The organism is Streptomyces daliensis, assembly GCF_054782395.1.
This window is the reverse complement of the sequence record NZ_BAAGSO010000033.1, coordinates 1-7,945: the sequence shown is the minus strand read 5'-3', so window position 1 is coordinate 7,945 and position 7,945 is coordinate 1. Positions and strand designations below refer to the sequence as shown.

General features: G+C 75.1%; 6 protein-coding genes. 5 read left to right on the top strand and 1 reads right to left on the bottom strand.

What is annotated here, in order from left to right:
• The first annotated feature begins 301 nt into the window (after positions 1-301).
• Genes ACYVOO_RS07940 through ACYVOO_RS07930 form a run of 3 tightly spaced genes read left to right on the top strand, consistent with a single transcriptional unit; the run spans position 302 to position 2,373 of the window.
• Entirely contained in the window at positions 302-583 is a 282-nt protein-coding gene (locus ACYVOO_RS07940; protein WP_461014924.1) for a hypothetical protein, read from the top strand.
• A gap of 3 nt (positions 584-586) precedes the next feature.
• A complete protein-coding gene (locus ACYVOO_RS07935) occupies positions 587-1,396 on the top strand; it encodes a TlyA family RNA methyltransferase (protein ID WP_461014923.1) in 810 nt (269 codons plus the stop codon).
• Between the two features lie 59 nt (positions 1,397-1,455).
• The gene (locus tag ACYVOO_RS07930) at positions 1,456-2,373 is read left to right on the top strand and encodes an NAD kinase (RefSeq protein ID WP_461014934.1); all 918 of its coding nucleotides are present in this window, start codon (positions 1,456-1,458) and stop codon (positions 2,371-2,373) included.
• A 187-nt stretch (positions 2,374-2,560) separates the two neighbouring features.
• Here the strand turns inward: ACYVOO_RS07930 and ACYVOO_RS07925 are convergent, their stop codons facing one another.
• Positions 2,561-4,024, bottom strand: a complete 1,464-nt coding sequence (locus tag ACYVOO_RS07925; protein ID WP_461014922.1) for a S41 family peptidase — start codon at positions 4,022-4,024, stop codon at positions 2,561-2,563.
• Positions 4,025-4,309: 285 nt separating this feature from the next.
• Between ACYVOO_RS07925 and ACYVOO_RS07920 the strand changes: the two genes are divergently transcribed.
• Complete coding sequence (locus ACYVOO_RS07920; RefSeq protein WP_461014921.1) at positions 4,310-6,115, top strand: DNA repair protein RecN; 1,806 nt, start codon at positions 4,310-4,312, stop codon at positions 6,113-6,115.
• Between the two features lie 273 nt (positions 6,116-6,388).
• Positions 6,389-7,576 (top strand): glycosyltransferase family 4 protein, encoded by a 1,188-nt coding sequence (locus ACYVOO_RS07915; protein WP_461014920.1) that lies wholly within the window; start codon positions 6,389-6,391, stop codon positions 7,574-7,576.
• Positions 7,577-7,945 lie beyond the last annotated feature (369 nt).

The window sequence follows — 7,945 nt, the reverse complement described above, 5'->3', positions numbered from 1 at the left end:
CCCGGCGCGGCACCGACCCCCACCACACAGCAACCCCACACGGCCACCGGCACAAGCCAAGAACCACGCGGCGCCAGCCGCGACGCACCGCACCACACGCCGCGCCGTAGCCACCGGCCAGGCAGCCGAACACGGCGCCAAGCCACACGACGGCACCCCCGGACAGGGGCACAAAAATTGGCGCGGGACCCTACGGCACCCACCACACCGGCCAACCGTCCCGCGCAACATCCCTGTCAACAGGACAACCCCCCGTTTCCTGCCGCACCCCGCGAAGGGGGGAGCGGGTAGCGTCGGGGGCATGAGTGAGCCGGAGCAGGGCGGACATCCCGCGCCACCCCCCACGCCAGACGCGGAGCCCCCCGCACAGCCCCCACAGGACGCGGAACCGCCCCGCGAGGAGACCGTGCCGCTCGGGGTGCGGGTGGAGCCGACGGGGCACGGGCCCGTCGACTCCCAGCTCAGGCGGCTGGAGGACGCGGACCACCTCGCCGTCTCCGGACACCTGGAGGTGTACGAAGATGTTCATCGCGGTCTGCGCGACACGCTGACCGCCCTCGACCGACCCGTCCCCCGGAGCTGAGACGTGGCAGCACGACGCCGACTCGACGCGGAGCTGGTGCGCCGCAACCTGGCCCGTTCCCGTGAGCACGCGGGGCAACTGATCGCCGCGGGACGGGTGACCGTCCAGGGGAACACGGCGGGCAAGGCCGCCACCCAGGTGGAGACCAGCGCGGCCCTCGTCGTCCGTGAGGACGAGAACGACCCCGACTACGTCTCGCGCGGCGGCCACAAGCTGGCCGGAGCGCTCGCCGCCTTCGCGCCGCTGGGCCTGTCCGTCGAGGGCAGGCGTGCCCTGGACGCGGGGGCCTCGACGGGCGGCTTCACGGATGTGCTGCTGCGCGCCGGCGCGGCGCACGTCGTCGCCGTCGACGTCGGCTACGGGCAGCTCGCCTGGTCGCTCCAGAGCGACGAGCGCGTCACCGTCAAGGACCGCACGAACGTACGCGAGCTGACGCTGGAGGCCATCGGCGGCGAGCCCGTCGACGTGGTCGTCGGCGATCTCTCGTTCATCCCGCTGGGCCTCGTGCTGCCCGCGCTCGTGCGCTGCGCGGGGCCCGAAGCGGACCTGGTGCTCATGGTCAAGCCGCAGTTCGAGGTCGGGAAGGAGCGGCTGGGCAGCGGCGGTGTCGTGCGGAGCACGGCACTGCGCGCCGAGGCGGTGCGCACGGTCGGCGCCCAGGCCGCCGCGCTCGGGCTGGGCGCGCTGGGTGTGACGGCGAGTCCGCTGCCAGGACCTTCGGGCAACGTCGAGTACTTTCTGTGGCTGCGCGCCGGGGCGCCTGACCTCGACCCGGCGGACGTCGAGCGAGCAGTGGCGGAGGGGCCGAAGTGACGACACCGACCGGCGGGGGCGACTACCGGGGCACGTACGGCGGGCACGCCGACAGCGGCATGAGCGGTACGAGCACCGAGGGAGCCGAGACCCGCACCGTCTTCCTGCTCGCGCACACCGGCCGCCCGGCGGCCGTCCGCAGCGCGGAACTGGTCGTCCAGGGGCTGCTGCGCAGCGGCCTCGGGGTGCGCGTGCTGGACGAGGAGGCGGTGGATCTGCCGCTGCCGCCGAGCGTGCAGATCGCCGAGGCCAAGCCGGACGCGGCCGAGGGCTGTGAGCTGCTGGTCGTGCTCGGCGGCGACGGGACGCTGCTGCGCGGCGCCGAGTTCGCGCGGGCCTCGGGCGTGCCGATGCTCGGGGTGAACCTCGGGCGCATCGGCTTCCTCGCGGAGGCGGAGCGCGACGACCTGGACAAGGTCGTCGACCGCGTGGCGACCCGCAGCTACGAGGTCGAGGAGCGGATGACGCTCGACGTGCTCGTACGCAATGACGGGCACGTCGTCCACCGCGACTGGGCCATGAACGAGGCGTCGGTGGAGAAGGCGTCCAGAGAGCGCATGCTGGAGGTCGTCACCGAGGTGGACGGCCGTCCCGTCTCCCGCTTCGGCGGCGACGGAGTGGTGTGCGCGACGCCGACGGGCTCCACGGCGTACGCCTTCTCCGCGGGCGGCCCCGTCGTCTGGCCGGAGGTCGAGGCGCTGCTGATGGTGCCGATCAGCGCGCACGCGCTCTTCGCCAAGCCGCTGGTGACCGCGCCTGACTCGGTGCTCGCGGTCGAGGTGCAGCCCGCGACGCCCAACGGCGTCATCTGGTGCGACGGCCGCCGCAGCGTGGAACTCCCGGCGGGGGCGCGGGTCGAGGTGCGGCGCGGAGCCGTGCCGGTACGGCTCGCGCGGCTCCATCACGCCTCGTTCACGGACCGGCTGGTCGCCAAGTTCGCCCTGCCGGTCGCGGGCTGGCGCGGAGCGCCCCAGTAGGCACCGCCTCGCCGGACCGGCCCGGTCCGGTGAGGCACGGGCCTCGGCCCAGTGGCTCGCGGGCGTGGCGTGGGGCCGGGTTCCGGTGTGCGGTGGATGTGCCGGTCGGCCGGGTGTCGGTCCGTCGAGTGTGCGGAGTGCGGGACCGGCTCCTGCCGGGCCGCGCCCGACGCGCGAGGCACGGGCCTCAGCCCAGCAGCTCGCGGGCGCGGCGCAGCGCCGAGTCCCTGTGCGTCGCGAACTCCTCCTCGGTGAAGACCGGGGTGCGGTGGGTCGGCGGGATGCCGGTGCCGTCGAAGGTGCGTCCGTCGGCGGTCAGGAACTCCTCGTTCGGCAGCGCGAACGACCAGCCGTTCGGCAGCGAGCGGTCCAGGGTGTCGGAGAACGCGCCCTGCGTGTTCCCGCCGATCCGCGCGGGCGCCGGGTCGCGGCCCAGCAGCGCCTGGGTGAGGGTCTCGCCCGCGCTGACGGTGAGGGGCCCCGTCAGCACGGCTACGCGCCCGGTGTAGACGGGCCCGTCGTGCGGGGTCACATGGAGGGGCTGCTCGGGCGTGAAGCGGTCCGGGTGCTCCGGGTCGTTGCGGGCCCGTTTCGCGTAGGCCAGGTACGGGCGGTCCGTGAGCCGCTGGGCGAGGCGCAGCCCGAGTGGGTCGGCGCCCCCGGCGTGGAAGCGCAGGTCCAGGACGAGGCCGCGCAGGGAGCGGGTGCGGCGCTCGGTGAAGACCGCGTCCAGCGCCCGGTCCAGTTCGGCGACGTCCGCCGCGTAGCGGCCGTCCTCCGTGAACCCCTGGAAGCGGGTGACGCGCAGATAGCCGACGGGGCCGCGCCCCTCGTCCTCGCCCCCGCCCTCGCCGGGCAGCTCGGCGAAGGAGAGCGCGCCGCCCGCCCAGCGCCGCTGCTCGGTGCCGACGGCCTCGTCCGTCGCCTTGTCGATACGGGCGATGTCCTCCTTGGTGGGCGGGGAGGTACCGGGGCGCACCCCCGCGTAGCGGCGCCCCTCGCCGCCGTCGATCGCGGTGTGCGCGTCGTGCAGGGGCTCGATCATCTCCCGGAGCACGGAGAAGAGTTCGTCGTCCGTGGTGTGCGCGTCGACGCGGGGGCGGTAGCGCTCGCGCACGGCCCGCCAGTCGACGCCCCTCGCCGCGAAGAAGGGGTAGTTCTCCGCGTACGTCTGCCAGAACACGTCGAAGACCGCACGCGGCCCGCGCTCGGGTTTATGCGCGCACCGCTCCGGCAGCTCTCCGACGCGGTGCAGGGTGCGGTGGCCCGCGCTGTCCGCGATGCGCAGCCGCGCCCGCTCCCGGGTCTCGGCGCGCACGGTGACGTCGCCGGAGTCCGCCGCCGCGTACGTACGCCGCCCGCCGGGGCCCTCGCCGCCGCGCTGGCGGCCCTTGAGGCCGCCGGGTACGCAGTGGACCGCGCTCGTGTCGTACGTCCGCAGCGACCGGCCCTCGATGACGACGACGGTGCCGTAGCCGTCCATGCGCCACACCCCCGCGACGCCGCCGTGCGGTCCGTGGGCCGCGGGTTTCGCGGCCACCGCTCCGGCGCCCGGCGCCGCACCGGGCCCGCCGGCCACGGCCAGGACGCAGAGTGCCGCCAGAGCCGCGGACCGGGCCCGGGAGACGGACGGTGCGAGTGGTGTGCCCATGGACGATGGCCCCCGATGTGCTGAGCTGTGGCGTAGCGGTGACAGTTGTGCCGGTTGTGCGCGTACCCTCCGCCGCCCGGCGGGCGCGGGGGAGAGGCGGGCCTCCCGGCGGGGCACCCGTACGGTTACGGGTGATTCCCCCGCATTGCGGACGGTGCGACGGGAGATTCACCCGGGAACCCCGGGGCTGCGCGGGCGACTGTTCCAGCATGCGGAGGCCGTGTGCGCTGCGACGATCCCGCTGCCACCCGGACCAGGGGTAGGGGTATCCCCACGGAACCTCGTATGGTCGTATCCGTGTTGGAGGAGATGCGGATCAGAGCCCTGGGCGTGATCGACGATGCCGTCGTCGAGCTGTCCCCCGGCTTCACCGCGGTGACCGGCGAGACCGGAGCCGGCAAGACCATGGTCGTCACCAGCCTCGGCCTGCTGCTCGGCGGCCGTGCTGACGCGGCCCTCGTGCGGGTCGGAGCCAAGGCAGCCGTCGTCGAGGGGCGGATCGTCGTGCCCCCCGACGCGCCAGCGGCACGGCGCGCGGAGGAGGCCGGAGCCGAACTGGACGAGGGGGCGCTGCTCATCAGCCGCACCGTTTCGGCCGAGGGGCGCTCGCGGGCCCACGTGGGCGGCAGGTCGGCGCCCGTCGGGCTGCTCGCCGAGCTGAGTGACGAACTCGTCGCGGTGCACGGACAGACCGATCAGCAGGGGCTGTTGCGCCCCGCCAGGCAACGGCAGGCACTCGACCGCTACGCGGGCGAGGCCGTCTCGGCGCCGCTCGCCGAATACACCACCGCGTACCGGCGCCTGCGCGCCGTCACCGCCGAACTGGAGGACATCACCACCCGCGCCAGGGAACGCGCCCAGGAAGCCGATCTGCTGCGCTTCGGCCTGGAGGAGATCGAGGCGGCCGAACCCCGCCCTGGCGAGGACGTCGAACTCGCCGCCGAGGCCGAACGCCTCGGCCACGCCGAGGCCCTCGCCTCCGCCGCCACCACCGCGCACGGCGCCCTCGCGGGCGACCCCGCCGACCCGGAGGGCGTCGACGCCGTCACCCTCGTCGCTGGGGCACACCGGGCGCTGGAGGCCGTACGGGCGCACGACCCCTCGCTCGCCGGGCTCGCGGACCGGCTCGGCGAGGTGTCCATCCTGCTGTCCGACGTGGCGGGCGAGCTGGCTGGCTACGCCGACAACCTCGACGCCGACCCGCTGCGCCTCGCCGCCGTCGAGGAGCGGCGCGCCGCGCTCACCCACCTGATCCGCAAGTACGCGAGCGCCGAACCCGGCGAACCGGGCGGGCCGTCCGGGCCCGAGGGTCCGGACGGTGAGGAGGACAGCGGCGCGGCCTCCGTCCTCACCTGGGCCGAGCGGAGCGCGGCGCGGCTCGCCGAGCTGGAGGGCGACGACGACAGGGTCGGGGAGCTGACCGCCGAGAGCGAGGCGCTGCGCGCCGAACTGTCCGCGCTCGCGCAGCAGCTCACCGACGCGCGCGCCGACGCGGCCAAGCGGTTCGCCGACGCCGTCACCGAGGAGCTGGCCGAGCTGGCCATGCCCCACGCGCGCGTCTCCTTCGAACTGCGCCACACGGAGGACCCCGAGGGCCTGGACGTGCACGGGCGCACCCTCGCCTTCGGGCCGCACGGCACGGACGAGGTCGAGCTGCTGCTCGCGCCGCACCCCGGCGCGCAGGCCAGGCCCATCGCCAAGGGCGCCTCGGGCGGCGAGCTGTCCCGCGTGATGCTCGCCGTCGAAGTGGTCTTCGCCGGTGCCGACCCGGTGCCGACATACCTCTTCGACGAGGTCGACGCGGGCGTCGGCGGCAAGGCGGCGGTCGAGGTCGGGCGGCGCCTGGCCAGGCTCGCGCGCTCGGCGCAGGTCGTGGTCGTCACACACCTGCCGCAGGTCGCCGCATTCGCCGACCGGCACCTCGTCGTCGAGAAGACCCACGAGGGCTCGGTCACGCGCAGCGGCGTCCAGGCCATGGAGGGCGAGGAGCGGGTGCGGGAGCTGTCCCGGATGCTCGCGGGCCAGGAGGACTCGCAGCTCGCACGGGCGCACGCGGAGGAACTGCTGGAGACGGCGCGCGCCGGTACGTGAGGTGTCGGCGCGCGCTGCTGCGCGCGGTGTCGGCGCCCGTACGTGAGCCGTCCGCATCGCCCGGGTGGGTGAGACGCGGGCGGCGCGGGTGCGGCCTCGCGCCCTCGTGGGCACACGGCGGTCCTGGCCCGCCGCCGACGGCTGGCATGCTGGTGGCCCCACGCTACGCGCGATGCGCGCGCACGACGGTACGCCCGTGCGTGTGCGCGCACCGCGCGTAGAGCGGTACCCCCACGGACCCCTCCGCCCCCACGACCTTGGAGTTCGACCCCGGTGAGCCGTCCCCCCACGCCGCTGCCGCTGACATCCGTCGGGCAGACGCCGCCGCACGCCGTCCAGGTGCTGGGCGGGGGCAGCGCGGACACCGGGACACACGTGCGCTCGCTCACGGCGGGGCTGGTGGCACGAGGGCTGCGGGTGACGGTCTGCGCGCCCGGCGGCGCCGAGCTGAGCTACGGGTTCACCGCGACAGGGGCCTCCTTCGCGCCCGCCCCGGCGCGCAGCGAGCCGGAGGCGGTCGCCGCGCTGCGTCGCGTCTGCGAGGACGCCGACGTCGTCCACGCACACGGGCTACAGGCGGGCCTGCTGGCGGCCCTCGCGCTCCGCAGGCGCCGACGGCACGTCCCGCTCGTCGTCACCTGGCACACCCGTGGGCACGCGCGGGGAGCGCGGGCGCGCCTGACGCGGATGCTGGAGCGGCGCGTGGCGCGCTCCGCGACGGTGGTGCTCGGGGTCAGCTCCGACCTCGTCGCCCGTGCCCGTCGCCGTGGCGCGCGGGACGCGCGGCTCGCGCCCGTCGCGGCGCTGCGGCCGTCGGCGGTACGGGGCGCGAAGGGGGCAGGGGCGGGTGCGGAGCCGTCAGGGACGGCGGAGGAGCGGTTGCGGCACAAGGTGCGGGCCGAGGTCGGCGCCGTGGACCGGCCGCTGATCGTGTCCGTCGGACGACTGGCGGAGCACCAGGGGTACGACGCGGCGCTGACCGCCTCCCGTGCCTGGCGCCACTTCGAACCGCCGCCGCTGTTCGCCATCGCGGGCGAGGGCGCCGAGCGTGCCGCGCTGCAACGGCGCATCGACGAAGAGGACCTGCCCGTACGGCTGCTGGGGCGGCGTGAGGACGCGCTTCAGCTGCTGGCCGGGGCGGACGTGGCGGTGCTGGCCTCCCGGTGGGAGGCGCGGTCGCTCTTCGCGCAGGAAGCGTTGCGGGCGGGGGTGCCGTTGGTGGCGACGGCGGTCGGGGGCGTCCCCGAACTCGTCGGCGACGCGGCCCTGCTGGTCCCCTACGCCGCCCCCGACGCGCTCGCCACAGCGGTCACCTCGCTCCTGACGGACCCGCCCCTGCGCGCCTCGCTGGTCGCGAAGGGCCACGCCCGAGCGGCAAGCTGGCCCTCCGAGAACGACACGGTCACCCAAATCCTCGCCCTCTACGACGAACTGACGCTCCCTTCGCGGGGGGCGGAATGAAACACAGGGTTGCCCCTTCACTGGTTCGCGCCGTTTCACGGGGTGCGGGGTGAAGGCCACACAGGGTGCTCCTCTCCTCAGAGGGTGCGCCTGCCCCGGTTGCCCCTTTGGGGTTTCGTTCGCGTGTGGCGGGCCGGTGGCACGGGTTGTGCCCACCCGTCCCGCCAGCGGGACGATTGCCCACAACATTTTTGCGCCGCTGCACGGGGGTGCGGTCGTGTGGCGGGGCGCCGTTGTTTTTCGGGTGCGGGTGGGTGGCTTCGGCGCGGCGTGTGGACCGGTGCTTCGCGGCTGGCGCCGCGTGGTTGTTGGCTTGTGCCGGTGGTCGTGTGGGGTTGGTGTGTGGTGGGGGTCGGTGCCGTGCCGGGG